The 18,258-nt window shown below is 72.1% G+C and carries 11 protein-coding genes; 9 read left to right on the forward strand and 2 right to left on the reverse strand.

The window, feature by feature from the left end; all coding sequences use genetic code 11:
• Positions 1–34 precede the first annotated feature (34 nt).
• Positions 35–934, forward strand: a complete 900-nt coding sequence (locus AC0682_RS00325; protein WP_254812890.1) for a S1 family peptidase — start codon at positions 35–37, stop codon at positions 932–934.
• Positions 935–1,137: 203 nt separating this feature from the next.
• Complete coding sequence (locus tag AC0682_RS00330) at positions 1,138–1,617, forward strand: hypothetical protein (RefSeq protein WP_478530179.1); 480 nt, start codon at positions 1,138–1,140, stop codon at positions 1,615–1,617.
• A gap of 18 nt (positions 1,618–1,635) precedes the next feature.
• Here AC0682_RS00330 and AC0682_RS00335 read toward each other — a convergent pair whose 3' ends face one another.
• Entirely contained in the window at positions 1,636–2,565 is a 930-nt protein-coding gene (locus AC0682_RS00335; protein WP_478530181.1) for a DUF4231 domain-containing protein, read from the reverse strand.
• 210 nt (positions 2,566–2,775) lie between these two features.
• Between AC0682_RS00335 and fxsA the strand changes: the two genes are divergently transcribed.
• From fxsA to fxsT, 4 genes are all read left to right on the forward strand, one after another.
• A complete protein-coding gene (gene fxsA, locus AC0682_RS00340) occupies positions 2,776–2,943 on the forward strand; it encodes an FxSxx-COOH cyclophane-containing RiPP peptide (protein WP_478530183.1) in 168 nt (55 codons plus the stop codon).
• A gap of 86 nt (positions 2,944–3,029) precedes the next feature.
• A complete protein-coding gene (gene fxsBH / locus AC0682_RS00345) occupies positions 3,030–5,417 on the forward strand; it encodes a radical SAM/SPASM protein FxsBH, inactivated beta-hydroxylase extension form (RefSeq protein ID WP_478530185.1) in 2,388 nt (795 codons plus the stop codon).
• Between the two features lie 111 nt (positions 5,418–5,528).
• On the forward strand, positions 5,529–6,878 hold the full coding sequence (gene fsxC / locus AC0682_RS00350) for an FxsC protein (RefSeq protein ID WP_254812891.1): 1,350 nt from the start codon (positions 5,529–5,531) through the stop codon (positions 6,876–6,878).
• Positions 6,875–10,807, forward strand: a complete 3,933-nt coding sequence (gene fxsT, locus AC0682_RS00355) for an FxSxx-COOH system tetratricopeptide repeat protein (protein WP_478530186.1) — start codon at positions 6,875–6,877, stop codon at positions 10,805–10,807. The genes fsxC and fxsT overlap by 4 nt, the downstream gene beginning before the upstream one ends.
• A gap of 160 nt (positions 10,808–10,967) precedes the next feature.
• Here fxsT and AC0682_RS00360 read toward each other — a convergent pair whose 3' ends face one another.
• Positions 10,968–11,879, reverse strand: coding sequence for an alpha/beta fold hydrolase (locus AC0682_RS00360; RefSeq protein WP_478530188.1), 912 nt, complete (start codon positions 11,877–11,879; stop codon positions 10,968–10,970).
• A gap of 384 nt (positions 11,880–12,263) precedes the next feature.
• On the opposite strand from AC0682_RS00360, the gene AC0682_RS00365 reads away from it, so the two are divergent.
• The 3 genes from AC0682_RS00365 (at position 12,264) to AC0682_RS00375 (ending at position 18,248) form a co-directional block, all read left to right on the forward strand.
• Positions 12,264–13,349: a S1 family peptidase gene (locus AC0682_RS00365; protein WP_478530189.1), complete on the forward strand. Its 1,086-nt coding sequence runs from the start codon at positions 12,264–12,266 to the stop codon at positions 13,347–13,349.
• 304 nt (positions 13,350–13,653) lie between these two features.
• Positions 13,654–17,250, forward strand: a complete 3,597-nt coding sequence (locus AC0682_RS00370) for a DNA polymerase III subunit alpha (RefSeq protein WP_478530493.1) — start codon at positions 13,654–13,656, stop codon at positions 17,248–17,250.
• Entirely contained in the window at positions 17,247–18,248 is a 1,002-nt protein-coding gene (locus AC0682_RS00375; RefSeq protein ID WP_478530191.1) for a DNA polymerase Y family protein, read from the forward strand. Before AC0682_RS00370 ends, AC0682_RS00375 begins: the two co-directional genes overlap by 4 nt.
• The last annotated feature ends 10 nt before the right edge of the window (positions 18,249–18,258 follow it).

The following is an 18,258-nucleotide window of genomic DNA, read 5'->3' on the forward strand; positions in this document are numbered from 1 at the left end:
GGAGGGCCCCCGATTCCCCTCGGAGGAACCCGAAGTGAGGATCAAGCGCACCAACCCCCGCCGCAACCACGGCAGACGCGTCCGTACCACGGCCGTCCTCGCCGGACTCGCCGCCGTCGCGGCGTTCACCGTCCCCACCGCCAGTGCCGAATCCACCGGCACCTTCAGCGCCGACCAGCTGGCCTCCGCGAGCGACGCCGTCCTCGGCGCCGACATCGCGGGCACCGCCTGGAACATCGACCCGAAGACCAACCGCCTCCTGGTCACCGTGGACAGCACGGTGACCCAGGCGGAGATCGCGCGGATCAAGAAGGCCGCGGGCGCCAACGCCTCCGCCCTCACCATCGAGCGCACCCCCGGCAAGTTCAGCAAGCTGATCTCCGGCGGCGACGCGATCTACTCCAACACCGGCCGTTGCTCGCTGGGCTTCAACGTCCGCAGCGGCTCCACCTACTACTTCCTGACCGCCGGGCACTGCACGAACGGCACGGGCACCTGGTACGCCAACTCCGCCCGCACCACCGTGCTCGGGACGGCCTCCGGATCCAGCTTCCCCAACAACGACTACGGCATCGTGCGCTACACCAACACCACCATCCCCAAGGACGGTTCGGTCGGAGGCCAGGACATCACCAGCGCCGCCGACGCCACCGTCGGGATGGCCGTCACCCGCCGCGGCTCCACCACCGGCACCCGCAGCGGCTCGGTGACCGGCCTCAACGCCACGGTCAACTACGGTGGCGGCCAGGTCGTGTACGGCATGATCCGCACCAACGTCTGCGCCGAGCCCGGCGACTCCGGCGGACCGCTCTACTCCGGCACCCGGGCGATCGGCCTCACCTCCGGCGGCAGCGGCAACTGCTCCTCCGGCGGCACGACCTTCTTCCAGCCGGTCGTGGAAGCCCTGAACGCGTACGGCGTCAGCGTGTACTGACCGGCCCACGAGGCGCGTCGCGTCCCGTGACCCGGCGCTCCGGGCTCGCCCCCCCCGGCGTACCGGCCGGGCCCGGAGCTGTCCGTACATAAGAGCCCCCGTCCGGAATGCCGGACGGGGGCTCCCGCACACCCCCGGCTCTTGAGAGGATGGCGACAGGACCGGCCGCACGGGAAGCGCCGACACCAGGGGGTTCCAGCTCCGTGAATCGCATCGGGATCACCGGTCACCGCACCATCCCCGCCGGGGCCCGGGGCCATGTGCTCGCCGGACTGCGCTCGGCGCTCTCCGGCCTCGACGGTGCCACGGAGGTGCTCTCCAGCCTGGCCGTCGGCGCCGACCAGCTCTTCGCGGACCTCGCCCTCGCCCGGGGCGCCAAGCTGACGGTGGTGATCCCCAGCGGCGACTACGAGGCCTGTTTCGACACCGCCGCCGACCTCGCCCGCTACCGGCTGCTCAAGTCCCGCGCCGCCCAGGAGGTCCGGCTCGACTTCCCGCACTCCACCGACGAGGCGTACTACGCGGCGGGCGCCTACATCGCGGACCACTGCGACCTGCTCCTGGCCGTCTGGGACGGCCGCCCGGCCCGGGGCCTCGGCGGCACCGGTGACATCGTGGACTACGCCCGCATGCTGGGCCGCCCGGTCACCGTCATCTGGCGGGACGGCGTGGAGCGGGGCTGACGTGAGGACGACGGCACGTCACGTACGGTGGCGGGCCAGCCAGTCCGTGTGCTCGGGCGATACGATCCGCTCGGTCTCGAAGACCGCCACCGGCCACTGCCGCTCGGTGAGCGTGGTCTCCATGGCCGCCTGCATCGACTCCAGGTCGTCCTCCACCAGGGAGTGCGCGGAGATCAGCGGATGGTGGCGGCGCAGCTCGTTCCAGGCGAGACAGGCCGCGGCCGCTGCCGACAGCACCCCGGTCAGCCCGAACGAACGTCCCACCCCGAAGGTCTGCGACACGCTCAGCGCCAGCGCCGGCAGGGTCAGCGCGACGATCGCCCCGGACCAGACGAGCGCCCCGCGCCGGGAGACCAGCCGCCGCCTGCGGTACCACCGCCGCTGTTCGATCAGCCGGTCCCGCACATAGGTCTCCTTGCGGACGGTGAAGGCCTTGCCCCGTAACTCCCGCATGGAGTCCGTGATGACCGCGTCGTCCCGCTCCGCCATCGTCTCCCGGGGATCGCTCCAGCCCACCTTCCGCAGCTCCTGGAGCCCCTCCTCCAGCCGGCTGGCGAAGAGCGCCTCGGGGTGCGGCGCCGAGGTGTCGAAGGGGGAACCGTGGACCGCGTACCGCCAGCAGAGGGACTTGATGAACTCCGCCGCGGAACGGTTGAGTTGCCAGTGCGACTTTGCTTTGCGGCGGGAGGCGAGGTAGGTCGTGAACAGGACACCCAGATACGCCAACACGGCTGCCCCGTGCAGTAGTTGGATGGCGAGCCCGTTTTCGGCGCGCCAGGGGAGCGCCGCGGGCACCGCGCCCGCCACGAGCAGCGCCAGCTGGATCCGGGTGGTGTTCACGGCCTCCCGCTGGCGGGAGACGGCGATGGCGTCCGTGCGGTGGAAGAGAGCGGGCAGGTCGGCGTTCCTGAAGACCATGCTCTGGAGAGGTCCGGGAATCGCCGTCATGTTCACTCCCGTATCCCATGTAGTGGGGCTCCGTTGTCGGAAGGAAATATTCCGAACCATTTGGAGCAGTCCCGTATGTCACTCGGACCACGGGGCCGCGACACGAGTTGCGCACCTAGTTCTTGAGAGTAAAGTCGTGCCGCCAGGCACTGCAATGGTGCAGCTGGCGGTGGTGCCCCCCTGACCGGAACGAGCCCCCCTAGGACGGCCGTGAAGACCTACGAGACATCCCCCCTCTTCGCTGATGCGAAGAAGAGCCGTGTGCCGCTCGCCAAGATCGATCTTTCCGGTGGCCAGGCCACCGCGAAGCTCGCGCGAGTGGTCCCCGCGGCCGACGGCCGCCCTCCTCGCATTTCCACTTTCAACTCCGCTCTCTGAGACCCTCTGTCGAAGGCTTCGGCTCTCTGCCGAAGGCTTTCGCGCCACCGGAATTCCGGCGCGGAGCGCTGGACTAGACTGGTGGAATGACAGGACCCGCGGTCCCGTTCCGCGAAATCGTTCTGAAGGTTCACAGCAGGTGCGATCTGGCCTGCGACCATTGTTATGTCTACGAACATGCTGATCAGAGCTGGCGAACCCGGCCCAGGACGATCTCTGACCATGTCGTTTCCCGGACGGCTCGACGCCTGGCCGAACACGCCAGGACCCACGCCCTGCCCTCCGTGTCAGTGATCCTGCACGGAGGGGAGCCCCTGCTCGCGGGACCGGCCCGACTGCGCCGCGTCTGCCAGGAGTTCACCTCGGCCCTGGCGGGCACCGCCGAACTGGATCTGCGGATCCACACCAACGGCCTCCAGCTCAGCCCCCGTTACCTCGACCTGTTCGACGAGTTCGACGTCAAGGTGGGCATCTCCCTCGACGGCGACCGCGCCGCCAACGACCGCCACCGCCGCTACGCCGACGGGCGCAGCAGCCACTCGCGGGTCCTCAAGGCCGTGGCCCTGCTCCGCCAGGAGCGCTACCGCCACCTCGACCTCGGCCTCCTCTGCACGATCGACATCGCCAACGACCCGGTCGCGGTCCTCGACGCGCTCACCGAACTCCAGCCTCCCCTCATCGACTTCCTCCTGCCGCACGCCACCTGGGGCGAGCCGCCACCGCGCCCGGACGGGTCGCCCACCGCCTACGCCGCGTGGCTGCTCACCGTCTTCGACCGCTGGCAGGAGCAGGGGCGGCCGGTGCCGGTCCGCCTCTTCTCGTCGGTGCTCTCCACCCTGAACGGCGGCCCCAGCCTCACCGAATCCCTCGGCCTCGCCCCCACGGACCTGGTCGTCGTCGAGACCGACGGCCAGCTGGAGCAGGTCGACTCCCTCAAGAGCGCCTACGAAGGGGCCGCGGCCACCGGGTTCGACGTCTTCACCCACAGCTTCGACGAGGTCGCCGCGCACCCCGGGGTCCGCGCCCGCCAACTGGGCCTGGCCGGGGTCAGCGCGACCTGCCGCCGCTGCCCCGTCGTACGCTCGTGCGGCGGCGGGCTCTACACCCACCGCTACAGCCCGGCAGGCGGTTTCGACAACCCCTCCGTCTACTGCGCCGACCTGGCCGCGCTGATCCGGGGCATCGAGGAGCGGACCGCCGCCGCCTGCGAGTCGCCCGCCGTCCGCGACCCGGGCCAACTGCTCTCCGCCCAGCAGGATCTGACCCGCACCCTGCTCGCCCACCTCCACGACAGGCTCGACGGCGCGGGCGGGGAGGCGTGGGCGGCGGCATGGGCGCTGGCCGCCGAGGTCGAGAGCGCCCCGGCCGGTCAGGCGGGGCTCGATCTGGTCCTCGCCCACCCCTACACCCGTACCTGGCTGCTCGACACCCTGGAGGCGGTACGGGCCGGCCGGTCGGTGGGCGGCCCCCCGGTGGAGCGGCTGGCCGCATCGGTGGCCGCCGCCGCCGTGCACGCCCGTCTGGGTGTGGCCGTCCCGGTGGTCCACCGCGACGGCCGCCTCTTCCTGCCGACCCTGGGGGAGGTCCGGATCGGCGAGGCGGGCGAGGCGGGGACGGCGCTGGTGCGCGCGGAGGGCGAGGGCTTCGCCGTACGTACGGGAGCGGCCGTGCTGCGTATCGCGCGCGGAGCCGGGGAGGGCCCGCACTGGCGGCCCGTACGCGCGCTGCGGGCGGACGCCTGGTCCGTACGCGCTCCGGAGTCGGCCGAGGGGACCGGCCCCGCACCCGGTCAGGTGCAGAGCCCCGCGCCCGTGCGCGACCCCGGCCCCGAACCCGCACACGTACTGCTCGACGATCTCGATCCGTACCGCTCCTGCTTCGAGGCGTCCGCCGCCCACCGGCTGGACCCGCAGGAAGCCGAGGCATGGTCCGCCTCCCTCGCGGAGGCCTGGGCGCTGCTGGCGGAAGCCGTCCCGGACCAGGCGGCCGAGGCGGCCACCGTCCTGACCACCCTCACCCCGCTCACCGAGGGCGCCCCGGTCCAGGCCGGACGCCATGGGTACGGGGCGCTCGGGATCGTGGCCGGGGGCGATGCCCACACCCTCGCGACCGCCCTGCTGCGCGGCTTCCGGCGGGCGAAGCTGCGGGCGCTGCGCGAGGTCACGGATCTGTACGCGTCGGACGGTTCCTGGGATCATCGGTTGCCCTGGCAGGAGGAGCGAGGGGAGCAGGAGGAGGCCGTTCCGTTCTCCCGGCTGCTGTCGGAGACCTATGAACGGGTCGGGCTCGCCCTCTTCGCCCCGGAGTTCCTCGCCGGAGTTCCGCAAGCCCTCGACATGATCGGAGAAGCGGCCGAGACGACCGTCGACGGAAAGCAATTGCTCGCCGTGATGCGTAAAGAGATCAACGGAACAGACGGGACATCGGGGAAGAACGGTTGCAAGACCGGTACGGAGTGGACGGCAGTGCGGTGAAGACGGACACGGTTGACTGAAAAGCAGCGTTCAATGACCGAACGGCAGGGGGGTGGAGCACAGTCCGCTCCGGAATGATGAATTCGCTCGCATTCCCTTCCTTCTCCCCGGATGCGAGTGCTCACACAGGACGGGGGTCGTGTGCACGCATCGACGCAGCAGCGAGCGGCGGACCATCGGCCGTACTTCTTTCTGAGCTACGCGCACACTCCGGGGGTCGCCAGCGGAACGGACCCCGACATGTGGGTCGAACGGCTCTTCCGCGATCTCTGCGGCCATGTGATGGCCATGACCGATCTTCCCGCGGGTGCCTCCGCCGGCTTCATGGACCGCGAGATACGCTCCGGCGAGGGCTGGTCGGAGAGGCTCGGTGAAGTGCTCGCCACCTGCCGGGTCTTCGTCCCGCTCTTCTCCCCGCGCTACTTCGCCAGCGAGATGTGCGGCAAGGAGTGGCACGCCTTCGAGCAGCGGGCCATCCACCACCGGGCCCGCTCCAACCAGCCCGCCGAAGCGATCGTCCCGGCTCTGTGGGTGCCGGTGCCTCCCAGTCAACTGCCGGGTTCCGCCGAGCGGTTACAGTTCAACCACCGCGACTTCGGGGAACGGTACGTCACCGACGGCCTCTACGGTCTGATCAAGCTCAGGCTCTTCGCCCAGGAGTACGAGCGGGCCGTCTACGAACTGGCCAAACGCATCGTCCGCGTCGCCGACACCGTCCGCATCGACACCGGCAGACCCGTCGACTACCGCCTCGCCCCCAGCGCCTTCGGCTCCCCGAGCAGCGGGGTCGGCGCCCCCCGCCCGATGCGGATCACCATCGCCGCCCCCACCCGCCACGACCTGCCCGACGGGCGCGACAGCCACTACTACGGCGACCACCCGCAGGACTGGAACCCCTACCACCCGGCCGCCGCCCGCCCCCTGGCCTATGTCGCCGAGGAGCTGGTGCGCTCGCTCAACTACCAGGCCCAGATCACCTCGTTCGACGAGGAGTCCGGCCGCCCCGAGGGCAAGGCGCCGCCCAGCACCCCCGAGATCCTCCTCGTCGACCGCTGGGCCCTCCAGGACGAGGACCGCAGACGCCGGCTCGCCGCCTTCGACGCGGAGGACCGGCCCTGGGTGACCATGGTCGTGCCGTGGAGCCGCGAGGACCACCAGAGCCGGGCGGCGGAGGCCGAACTGACCCAGAAACTGGAAGCGACCATGCCGGCCAAGATGCGCCACGGACGGGCCTTCTGCCGGGCCGCCGCCCGGGGCGTGCCGACGATGGAGGCGTTCGGCCAGATCCTGCCCCAGGTCGTCGAGGTCGCCGCCCAGCAGTATCTGCGGCACGCCACGGCCTACCCGCCGGGTCCCGCGGGCGGCGGCCACGGCGAACGGACCCGGCTGACCGGCCCCATGGGCCATACCAGCTTCACACCCGACCCGCACGACCCTGCGACGGAAGCGGAGGACCTATGAGTGCCGGTCGTGACGGGCGTATCGTCACCTTCTACTCGTACAAGGGCGGCACCGGGCGCACCATGGCCCTCGCCAACACCGCCTGGATCCTCGCCGCCAACGGCAAGCGGGTGCTCGCCGTCGACTGGGACCTGGAGGCGCCCGGGCTCCACCGGTTCTTCCACCCCTTCCTCGAACCCGCCACCCTCGGCGCCACCACCGGCGTGATCGACCTCATCACCGAGTACGCCTGGGCCGCGACCAGCCCCGCCCAGCGCGCGGAGGACTGGCACCGCGACTACGCCCGCATCCAGCCGCACGCCGTCTCCCTCACCCCGGAGGTGCTGGGCTGGGAGTTCCCCCAGGGCGGCACGCTCGACTTCGTCTCCGCCGGACGGCAGAACCGCGAGTACTCCGCCACGGTCTCCACCTTCGACTGGGACAACTTCTACGACCGGCTCGGCGGCGGCCACTTCTTCGACGCGCTGCGCGAGGACATGAAGACCCACTACGACTACGTCCTCATCGACAGCCGGACCGGCCTCAGCGACATCGCCGACATCTGCACCGTCCACCTCCCCGACGCCCTTGTCGACTGCTTCACCCTCAGCGACCAGTCCATCGACGGCGCCGCCTCCGTCGCCCGCCAGATCGCCGAGCGCTACACCGGCCGCCCCATCCGCATCTTCCCCGTCCCCATGCGCATCGACGAGGGCGAGAAGGAGAAGGCGGACGCCGGACGGGCGCTGGCCCGGCTCAAGTTCGACCGGCTGCCCCGCGACCTGTCCGGCGACGAACTCACCGCCTACTGGGGCGCGGTGGAGATCCCCTACCGCCCCTACTACGCCTACGAGGAGACGCTCGCCACCTTCGGGGACGAGGCGGGCCTCACCAACTCCCTGCTCTCCGCCTTCGAACGGCTCACCGCCGTCATCACCGACCGCGAGATCACCTCGATGCCCCCGGTCGGGGAAGAGGTACGGCTGCGCATCCGGGACGCCTTCACCCGCCGCCGCCCCGCCCTCCCCGCCGACCTCCTCCTCAGCTACGTGGCGGAGAACCGGATGTGGGCCGACTGGATCGAAGCGGTCCTCACGCGGGCCGGTTTCCGGGTCGTCCCGCGCGACGTCTCCGCCGAACGGCCCCCGGAGGAAGGGGCCCTCACCACCGAGAACGCCGCCCGCACCGTGGTGCTCCTCTCCACCGCCTACCTCAAGTCGCAGCGCGCGGTCGACCTGTGGGAAAGGGCCGTCGCCGAGGACCCGGGCGGCGGTCGGCGCCAGCTGCTGCCGCTGCGCGTCGGGGACGTACGCCTGACCGCCCCGTACATCGACCGCAACCCGGTCGACCTCTTCCGCCTGGACGAGGTGCACGCCACCACCGCCCTGATGCGGGCCCTGGACCGGCCCGTCCAGATGGTCGACGGGATGACCCCCGGGCCGCGCTTCCCCGGCACCGTACCGAGGATCTGGAACGTACCGCCCCGCAACCCCGGCTTCACCGGCCGCTCCCTCGTCCTGGAGCGGATGCGCGACCAGCTCGGCGGCGGTATGGCCGTCGTCCTGCCCCAGCCCCAGACGCTGTACGGGCTCGGCGGCGTCGGCAAGACCCAGGTCGCCCTGGAGTACGTGCACCGCTTCATGGCCGACTACGACCTGGTCTGGTGGATATCGTCCGAGCAGTCCGACGACGTGATCGCCTCCCTCGCCGAACTCGCCGTCCGGCTCGGCGCCCAGGGCGGCGACGACATGGCGGCCGCCTCCCAGGAAGCCGTCGACCTGCTGCGGCGCGGAGTGCCCTCGGACCGCTGGCTGCTGGTCTTCGACAACGCCGACGACCCCGAGACCCTGCGCCGCCACTTCCCGCAGGGAGGCTCCGGCCACATCCTGGTCACCTCCCGCAACCAGAGCTGGTCCCAGCACGGCGACGCGCTGCCCGTCGACGTCTTCCTCCGCGAGGAGTCCATCGAGCACCTCCAGCGCCGCGCCCCCGGGCTGAGCGACGAGGACGCCGACCAGGTGGCCACCGCCGTGGGCGACCTGCCGCTCGCCGTCGAACAGGCGGCGGCCTGGATCGCGGAGACCGCCACCCCCATCGACACCTACCTCGAACAGCTCGCCCGCCAGGCGCCCCAGGTGCTCGCCCTCAACCAGCCCGCGGGCTACCCGGAACCGGTCGCCGCCACCTGGAACATCTCCATAGCCCGCCTCAAGGAGCGCTCACCGGCCGCGGTGCGCCTCCTCCAGCTCTGCGCCTTCTTCGCCCCCGAGCCGATCTCCGCCAACCTGCTCTACAGCAAGGAGATGATCGAGGCGCTGAAGCCGTACGACTCCTCGCTCCAGGAGAAGCTGGTGCTGGGCCGGGTCATCCGGGAGATCGGCCGGTTCGCCCTCGCCAAGGTCGACCAGGTCTCCAACTCCATCCAGGTCCACCGCCTCGTCCAGGCCGTGATCAAGGCCCAGCTGAGCGAGGAGGAGCAGCGCGAGGCGCGCCATGTCGTCCACCGCATCCTGGCCGGCGCCCGGCCCGACGACGACGAGCCGATCGACAACCCGGAGACCTGGCCGCGCTTCGCCACGATCTGGCCGCACCTGGGCCCCTCCGACGCCCGCCACTGCAAGGAGCCGGAGACCCGCAGGCTCCTCATCGACCGGGTCCGCTACCTGTGGAAGCGCGGTGACATCCGGACCGCGTGGACGCTGGGGGAGGAGCTGCGGCAGAGCTGGCTGGAGATGCTGGGCGAGCGCGATCTGCAGTACCTCTACCTCTGCTTCCACCTCTCCAACATCCTGCGGACGCGGGGGCGTTACGTGGAGGCCAAGGAGCTGGACGAGTTCACCCTGCGTCGGCAGCGGGAGGTTCTCGGCCCCGAGCACCCCCACACCTACATGACCACCAGCAGCCTGGCGATCGACCTGGGGCTGCTCGGGGAGTACGGCCAGGCGATCGAGCTGGCCACCGAGGCCCACGAGGGCTTCAGCCAGATCTTCCACGACTCGCACCCCAGGACCCTGGCAGCCGCCAACAACCTCGCCCTGAACCTGCGGAGCATCGGCCAGTACGCGCGGGCCCGCGAGATCGACCAGGACGTCTACGACCGGCGCACCGAGGTGCTGGGCGCCAAGCACCCCTACTCCCTCTCCTCCGCCATGAACCTCGCCCGCGACCTGCGTGAGGTGGGGCGGTACGAGGACTCCGTGGGACTGCTCAGCCGCACCTACGAGAGCTTCAAGGAGACGCTAGGCCGCACCTACCCGACGACGCTGAGCGCGGCCAAGAGCCTGGCGGTGTCGCTGCGGAGGGCCGGCCGGCTGGAGGACGCCCGCCGGCTGACGGTCGCCACCCGCGCCCGGTACAAGGCGAAGTACACCTCCGCCAACCCCGACTCGCTGGCCTGCGACCTCAACCTGGCGGCCGACCTGTTCGCCGCCGGGGAGGCGGTGGGGGCCCGGGACACCGCCCAGGAGGTGGTGGACCAGTACATGAACGTGCCGGGGGAGAAGCACCCGTACACCCTGGCCGCCCAGAACAACCTGGGCGTCTACCTCTCGGGGACCGGGGAGGCGGAGCGGTCGGAGCAGATCCTGAGACTGGTGGTGGCGTCGATGCGGGAGCGGTTCGGCCGGGAGCACCCGAACACGCTCTTCTGCGTCATGAACCTGGCCAACGCCACGGCGGACCGGGGCGACCTGCCGCTGGTGCTGGAGACGGAACAGCGGCTGGCGGCGCAGCTGCGGCAGGTGCTGGGGGCCCACCACCCCGAGACGCTGGCGCTGATCTCGAACATGGCGGTGACGCTGGACGCGATGGGGCGCGAGGAGGAGGCCGCGCGGGTGCGGGCCGAGGTGCTGGGCGAACTCTCGCGGCAACTCGGGGACGAGCACCCGCTGACCCAGATGGCCCGCGACGAACGCCGCTTCCGGAGGGAGCTGGAACCGCTGGCGGTGTGAGGCCGGTCCGTCCGGCGCGGCGCCTCCGGGGCACCGCCCCGGCCACCGGGTCCGGGGGCCGGGCGGATCTGCTCAGCCGCCGTCCGGCTGGACCGCCCGCCCTGGTCGGCCCCGCCGGTCGGCCCGTCAACCCGTTCGGTCGGCCTGTCGGCCCGTCCGGTCAGCCCGGCGTCGGGGTGGGCAGTGGCCGGTCGGGTGGGTGCTCCCGGTCGTCCAGCAGCCAGTTGAGGATGCCGGGCAGGACGGAGAGCGCGTCGAAGTGCGCCGCTGCCGGTTCCAGTACGGCGGTGGCGCCCGGGATCTGCCCGGCCAGCCAGCGGGAGTGGCCGACGGGTGAGAAGACGTCCTTCACCCCGTGCCAGAGCAGCACCCGGCCGGTGATCAGGGCCGGGTCGAACCCCCAGGGGCTGCAGAGCGCGATCGCGTCGTCGATCCAGCCGTACGCCGAAGTCCGCAGCCCCTCGCTGTAGTTGCGCAGCAGCATAGAGCGGATGCCCGCGTCGTTGACCACCATACGGTCGGAGTCGGTCAGCTCCCGGCGCAGATCGTCCAGAAGCCGCACCGGGTTCTGCCGGATCTGCGCCGAGCGGACGATGAAGGACTCGGTGAAGGAGTCCGGGTCGGTGGCGGCCGTGGAGTACGCGAGCACGTTGGACGCGGCCATCCCGTCGAACCAGTCGAGCCCGGCCGCACCCCAGGGGGCCAGCGTCACCAGGGCGGCGGTCCGGGTCACCCGCTCGGGCAGCAGTGCCGCGCAGGCCAGCGCGTGCGGGGCCCCGCCGGAGCGCCCCACGACGGCGAACCGCTCCAGCCCGAGCGAGTCCGCGATGGCCCGGACGTCCTCGACGACATCGCCGACCCGGCGGCCCGCCTGCCGGTCGCTGCCGCCGTACCCGGGCCGGTCGTAGGTGATCAGTTGGGTACGGCGCTGGTAGAGGACCATGCCCCGGGGGGCGGGGCCGAGCCGGCTGCCCGGGGTCCCGTGGAGCAGGAACACCGGTCTGCCCCGGGGGTCCCCCAGCCGCTCCACCATCAGATGCCGCCCGTCCGCCGCGCGCACCCGACCGCGCACCCGCGCCTCCTCAGCTCGGTCCCCCCGGCGTCTGCCGACTTTTCGATGATGACCCATCAGGGCGGCAACCGGCACTCCCCGTCGGGACCTCATCACCGTCCTGTCAGGGACTCGTCGGCATCCGGTCGGCCCTCCATGGGGGCGAATACCAGACAGGACTAGTCCTCACCCAGGGGCCGCCACCGGTTGCACCGGGTGTTCGCGAACGGAACCGACATGGCGTGACCCGGGGTAAGTGAACATGGCGCGGGTGAAGCGTCGGTGCCGTGTGCACGTCCGGAAGTCGACCTTGTGTGCTCCTGGTCCCCTCGGAATAGTGGGCGCCCCATCCTCCGTGTTCGGGCACCCCACATGCTCCGTGCACGGCCCCACAGGAGGTCGAAGTTGAAGCATCGACGCATATCCAGGAAGCGCGCGACGGTCGCCGGGTCGGCCGTGGTCGCCCTGGTCGTAGCGGGTTTCACGTTCCAGTCTGCGAACGCCAGTGACGACGTGTCCCGGTTCGCGGTCAAGACGCTCAGCGCGGACGCGGCCGGAAAGCTCGCCACCACGCTCGACCGGGACCTGGGCGCGGACGCGGCCGGCTCGTACTACGACAGCACGGCCAAGGTCCTCGTCGTGAACGTCGTCGACGAGGCCGCCGCCGAGCAGGTCCGTCAGGCGGGCGGCAAGGCCAGAGTCGTGGAGAACTCCCTCGCCGAGCTGAAGTCGGCCCGGCAGACCCTCACCGACAAGGCGACGATCCCGGGCACCTCCTGGGCCGTCGACCCGGTCAGCAACAAGGTCCTGGTCACCGCCGACCGCACGGTCGACGGCGCGGCCTGGAAGAAGCTCTCGGCCGTGGTCGAGGGGCTCGGCGGCAAGGCCGAACTGAAGAAGACCGAGGGCGAGTTCAAGCCGCTCATCGCGGGCGGTGACGCGATCTTCGGCTCCGGCTCCCGCTGCTCGCTCGGCTTCAACGTGGTCAAGGACGGCGAGCCGTACTTCCTCACCGCCGGCCACTGCACCGAGTCGGTCGCCGACTGGTCGGACAGCCAGGGCGGCCAGGCGATCGGCACCACCGAGGGCTCCAGCTTCCCGGAGAACGACTACGGCCTGGTCAAGTACACCTCGGACATCGCGCACCCGAGCGAGGTCAACCTCTACGACGGCTCCACCCAGCAGATCACCGAGGCGGGCGACGCGACGGTCGGCCAGACGGTCGTCCGCAGCGGCTCCACCACCCGGGTGCACGACGGCGAGGTCACCGCGCTGGACGCCACCGTCAACTACGGCAACGGCGACATCGTCAACGGCCTCATCCAGACGACGGTCTGCGCCGAGCCGGGCGACAGCGGCGGCGCGCTCTTCGCGGGCAGCACCGCGCTCGGTCTGACCTCGGGCGGCAGCGGCAACTGCTCCTCGGGCGGCACGACCTTCTTCCAGCCGGTTTCCGAGGCGCTCGCCGCCTACGGGGCCGAGATCGGCTGACGTCACACCGCACCGACGTACGGAGGAGAGGCCCCCGGTCCATACCGGGGGCCTCTCCCGTGTGTCCGTCGCGTCCCTGCCGGGGCGGGTACGGGGCAGGAGACCTTGGCAGGGTGTTGCCATGCACCTGCCATGTCTACCCCCTGCCCCGGCCCGACCTCGGGAACGGGGCCGTACGTCACCTGGTCGGGGTCGCCCGGAAAGGGGTGCACACTGGTTATCGTACGAATGTTCGAAGCTGGTCTATGGTGGAGAGCAGGGGGTGGTGAGTGACGGAACGGTCGGAACGGTCCAGGAGGTGCGGATGTCCGGTTTCACGCATCTGCATACCGCCTCGGGGTTCTCCCTGCGGTACGGGGCCTCGCACCCCGCGCGGCTCGTCGAGCGTGCCGCCGAGCGGGGGATGGGCGCGCTCGCGCTGACCGACCGCGACACCCTCGCGGGGGCGATCCGCTTCGCAAAGGCCTGCACGGGGGCCGAAGGGGGAGGTGGGGTCCGGCCGGTCTTCGGGGTGGACCTCGCGGTGGTGTCGTACGGGGAGGGGGCGCGCCGGGCGGTGCCCTCGCGCACTCCTGCGCGCGGGGGTGCCTTTGTCGATGAATCCGCACCCCGGGTCACCTTCCTCGCCCGCGACGGCGCCCACGCCTGGGCCGAGCTGTGCCGACTGGTGACCGCCGCCCACGCGCGGGGCGGGGCGGCCGACGGGGTGCGGGGCGTCGATGCCCGGCCCGACTCGGATGGGCGCGGCTCGCCGGACGGTGTGCGGGTCCCCGGCGGGTCCCGCCCGCTCGACGGATCCGGCCCGCTCTCCGTCGCCGGTCCGCCCGTCGTCGGCCGGGCCGCGCTGCCCGCCGACGGGCTGACCGTGCTGCTCGGGCCCGCGTCCGAGGTGGGCCGGGCGCTCGCCGCTGGCCGCCCCGACCGGGCCGCCGCGCTCCTCGCGCCCTGGCGGGAGCTGTACGGCGACGACCTGCGCCTCGAAGCCGTCGACCACGGGCGCCCCGGTGCCGGCCCCGGGTCGCTGCGGCTGGCCGCCCGCACCCTCGGCTTCGCCGCCGACCAGGGCGTACGGGCCGTGCTGACCAACGCCGTCCGGTACGCCGACCCGGGGCAGGGCCCCATCGCCGACGTCCTCGACTCCGCCCGCAGGCTCGTCCCCCTCGACCCGCGCCGCTCACCCCTGGACAGCGGGGAGCGCTGGCTGAAGGGCGAGGGCGCCATGCGGGAGACCGCCGAGCGGATCGCCTCCGCCGCCGGGCTCGGCCGGGGCGCGGCGGCCCGGCTGCTGGCGGAGACCCGGGAGACCGCCGAGGCCTGCCGGGTCGACCCCGTCACCGACATCGGCCTGGACGGGATCCACTTTCCCGAGCCCCACCTGGTCGGCGCCGACCGGCGTACCGCCCACCGGGTGCTCACCTCCCGGGCCGCCGCCGGAATGGTGCTGCGCGGCTACGACCGCGACCGCGCGTACTGGGACCGGATGCACGAGGAGCTGGACATCATCGCCCACCGGGGAGTTGCCTCGTATTTCCTGACGGTCGCTCAAGTCGTCGACGATGTGCGGGATATGGGCATTCGGGTCGCCGCGCGTGGCTCCGGGGCGGGCTCCCTGGTCAACCACCTCCTCGGCATCGCCCACGCCGACCCCGTCGAGCACGGGCTGCTCATGGAGCGTTTTCTCTCCAAGCGCCGCTTCGTCCTGCCCGACATCGACATCGACGTCGAATCGGCCCGCCGGCTCGACGTCTACCGCCGGATCATCGAACGCTTCGGCCCCGAACGCGTCGCCACCGTCGCCATGCCCGAGACCTACCGGGTGCGCCACGCCATCCGCGACGTCGGCGCCGCGCTCTCCATGGACCCGGCCGAGACCGACCGGCTCGCCAAGGCGTTCCCGCACATCCGGGCCCGCGACGCGCGCGCCGCGATGGAGGAGCTGCCCGAACTGGAGGAGGTGGCACGGAACCAGGGGGAGTACGGGCGCCTCTGGGAGCTGGTGGAGGGGCTCGACGCGCTGCCGCGCGGGATCGCCATGCACCCGTGCGGGGTGCTGCTCTCGGACGCCGGGCTCATGCGCCGTACGCCGGTGATGCCGACCAGCGGCGACGGCTTCCCGATGTCCCAGTTCGACAAGGAGGACGTGGAGGACCTCGGGCTGCTCAAACTCGATGTGCTGGGCGTACGGATGCAGTCCGCGATGGCGCACGCCGTCGCCGAGGTGAAACGTGTCTCGGGCGCGGAGGTGGACCTGGACGCCGTACCGCAGGGCGACCCGGAGACCTACCGCCTGATCCGCTCCGCCGAGACGCTCGGCTGCTTCCAGATCGAGTCGCCCGGCCAGCGCGATCTGGTCGCCAGGCTCCAGCCCGCCACCTTCCACGACCTGGTCGTGGACATCTCGCTGTTCCGGCCGGGGCCGGTCGCCGCCGACATGGTGCGGCCGTTCATCGAGGCCCGGCACGGCCGCGCGCCGGTCCGCTACCCCCACCCCGACCTGGAGGAACCGCTGAAGGGCACCTACGGCGTGGTCGTCTTCCACGAGCAGATCATCGAGATCGTGAACATCATGACCGGCTGCGGCCGGGGCGAGGCCGACCGGGTGCGGCGCGGTCTCTCCCACCCCGAGTCGCTGGACCGGATCAGGGAGTGGTTCCCGCTGCGCGCGGCGGCCCGGGGGTACGACGCCGAGGTGATCGCCCGCACCTGGAAGATCATCGAGGCGTTCGGCAGCTACGGCTTCGCCAAGGCGCACGCCGTCGCGTTCGCCGTGCCGACGTACCAGTCGGCCTGGCTCAAGGCGCACCATCCGGCGGCCTTCTACGCCGGCCTGCTCACGCACGATCCAGGGATGTACCCGAAGCGGCTGCTGCTCGCGGACGCCCGGCGGCGCGGGGTGCCGGTGCTGCCGCTGGATGTGAACCGGTCGGCAGTCACCCATCGAATCGAACTGGTGTCCGATGAGGGGGATCGGGGCCGGAAGGAGGCGTGGGGGCTGCGGCTCGCGCTCTCGGACGTCCACGGCATCAGCGAGGCGGAGGCGGCCCGGATCGAGGAGGGGCAGCCGTACACCTCGCTGCTCGACTTCTGGCAGCGCGCCCGGCCGGGTCGCCCGGTGGCCGAACGGCTTGCGCAGGTAGGCGCGTTGGACGCTTTCGGCGCCAACCGCCGCGACCTGCTGCTGCACCTCTTTGAACTCCACCGCGCCCACCGGAGCCCCGGTTCCGGAGCACTCGGCGGGCAGCTCCCGCTGGACGACGGGCACCGTACGGGCTCGCTCGGGCTGCCCGACCTCAACGAGGCGGAGCGGCTGAGCGCCGAACTCGGGGTACTGAGCATGGACGTCTCGCGTCACCTGATGGGGGACCACCGGGCTTTCCTGGAGGAGCTGGGAGTGGTCTCCGCGAAGCGGCTGCGCGAGGCCCGGCACGGTGAGACCGTGCTGGTCGCCGGGGCGAAGGCGGCCACCCAGACCCCGCCGATGCGCTCCGGCCGCCGGGTCGTCTTCACCACCCTGGACGACGGCACCGGCCTGGCCGACCTGGCGTTCTTCGAGGACAGCCACGCCGCGTGCGCCCACACCGTCTTCCACTCCTGGCTGCTGCTGGTGCGCGGAGTGGTGCAGCGGCGCGGCGCGCGCAGCCTGAGTGTGGTGGGCCAGGCCGCCTGGAACCTCGCCGAACTGGCCGAACTCCGGCGCACCGGCGGGCTCGACGCGGTCGCGGCCAGGCTCGCGGAGGAGGAGCCGGGAGAAGGAGCCGAGGGGCGGGAATCCGGTCCCGGACGTCGTATACGGATGGAGACCGGTTACGAGATGAACCCCTGGGCCGACCTCCAGCCGCCCGGCGAAGGGGCGCCCACCGGAAGGAAGTTGTGGCACCGGTCGCAGGGGAGCGCGGGATGACGAAGGACCCGGCAGGAGTGCTGTACCTACGGTTCCGCAGGACCGTCGGCGGTCCACCCGGCAGCGCCGCCTATGCCGGACTGCTCGCCCTGCTCGGCGCGTTCACCCCGGTGGTCGAGGCCGCCCCGCCGGACGGGGCGCTCGCCGATGTGGGCGGCGCGCTGCGCTACTTCGGGCGGGACGTGGAAGACCTGGCCTCGGTGATCCGGGTCCGGGCGCTCGCCCTGCACGGCGTGGACTGCGCGATCGGGGCGGCGGCCAACCCCATGGTGGCCCGGCTGGCCGCCCGGCGGGCCGCGCCCGGGAGCACCTTCGTGGTGGGCCGGGGCGCGGAGGCGGCGTTCCTCGCACCGCTCCCGGCCGCAGCCCTGGACGGAGTCGGGGCCGCCACGGCGCGCACCCTGTGCGGTTACGGGCTCGACTCCGTCGGCCGGATCGCCGCCGCACCGCTGGCCACGCTCCAGCGCATCACCGGCGCACGGGCCGGGCGGGAGCTGTGGGAGCGGGCGCGGGGGATCGACCGTACCCGGATCGTCCCGAACGCGGCCGCCCGCTCGATCGCCGCCGAACGCTCCTTCCCGTACGACGAACTCGCCCCCGAGCGGCACCGCCGCGCCCTCCTCTCGCTCACCGAGGAACTGGGGGCGCGGCTGCGGGGCGAGGGGCTGGTGTGCCGGTCGCTGGTCCTCTCGGTGCGGTACGCGGACAGGACCGGGTACGCCACGCTGACCCGGAGCCGCACCCTGGGGGGGCCGACGGCGCACTCGGCCGCGCTCACCGCACTCGCCTACCGGATCCACGAGTCCTTCGGCTTCCAGCGGGCCCGGGTGCGGGGCATCGCGCTGCGTGCGGAAGGGCTGGCCGACGCCTCCCGCGCCTCCCGTCAGCTCACCTTCGACCCGGCGGACGAGCGGTCGCGCCGGATCGAGGAGGTGGCGGACCGGCTGCGGGAGAGGTTCGGCCCCGGCGCGGTGAAGCCGGCGGGCCTCGCGGCCTGAACGGCGGGTC

This window comes from Streptomyces sp. NPDC043746 (genome assembly GCF_056436485.1).